The 1,102-nt window shown below is 72.3% G+C and carries 1 protein-coding gene; it reads right to left on the reverse strand.

Annotated elements, in window-relative coordinates:
- Nucleotides 1-1,102: non-ribosomal peptide synthetase (locus ASC87_RS27270; protein ID WP_157604405.1), on the reverse strand; the 1,102-nt coding region annotated here is incomplete at both ends.

Here is a 1,102-nt window from a genome sequence, read left to right on the forward strand (position 1 = left end):
GTGGCGGTTGCTGGGCGAGCGCCTCGCCTGTGGCCTCCAGGTGCACGGCCAGCCGCGCCACGGACGGGGCCTCGAACAGCGTGCGCACCGACAGCTCGACGTTCAGCGCCGCCCGGATGCGKCCGGCCAGCCGCGTGGCCAGCAGCGAGTGGCCGCCCAACGCGAAGAAATCGTCGTCGATGCCGAYACGCGCCAGGCCGAGCACCTCCGCGAAGAGGGCCRCCAACGCGTGCTCGTTCGGCGTGCGCGCTTCACGGAAAGACGTTTGCGCCGTGAAGTCGGGTGCGGGCAGCGCCTTGCGGTCGATCTTGCCGTTGGGCGTGAGCGGCAAGGCCTCGAGCATCACCACGGCGGCGGGCACCATGTAGTCGGGCAAGCGCTCGGCCAGGTAGCGGCGCAAGGCGGCGGGGTCCGGCCGGGCCGGGCCGGGGACGACGTAGCCCACCAGCTGCCGGTTGCCCGGTTGGTCCTCGCGGGCGATCACGGTGGCCTGGGCCACGCCGGGATGCAGTTCCAGCACGGACTGGATCTCACCGGGCTCGATGCGAAAGCCCCGGATCTTGACCTGCTCGTCGATGCGGCCCAGGAACTCGATGGTGCCGTCGTGGCGCCAGCGGCCCAGGTCGCCGGAGCGGTACAGGCGCGAGCCGGGCGGYCCGAAGGGGTCGGCGGCGAAGCGGTCGGCCGTCAGGCCGGGGCGGTTCAGGTAGCCGCGCGCCACACCGGCACCACCGATGCAGATCTCACCCGGGCTGCCGATGGGAACCGGCYGCAGCAGGGTGTCGAGGAGGTGGATCTGCGTGTTGTCGATGGGTGTGCCGATGGACAGGTCATCGGCACCCGCCATGGGCGCGCTCATGGAGGCCAGCACGGTGGCCTCGGTGGGGCCGTAGGCGTTGATCATGCGGCGGCCGTGGTGCCAGCGCTCCACCAGCGCGGGCGAGACGGCTTCGCCGGCCACGATGAGGTAGCGCACGGAGGCGAGGCTGTCCTCGGGCATGACGGCGAGCACGGCGGGCGGCAGCGTCACGTGCGTGATGCGTTCACGCACCAGCAGGCTGGCCAGTGGCGCGCCGGGCACGAGGTCATCGAGGCCGGCCAT

The organism is Rhizobacter sp. Root1221 (assembly GCF_001425785.1).
GTDB lineage: Bacteria > Pseudomonadota > Gammaproteobacteria > Burkholderiales > Burkholderiaceae_C > Rhizobacter.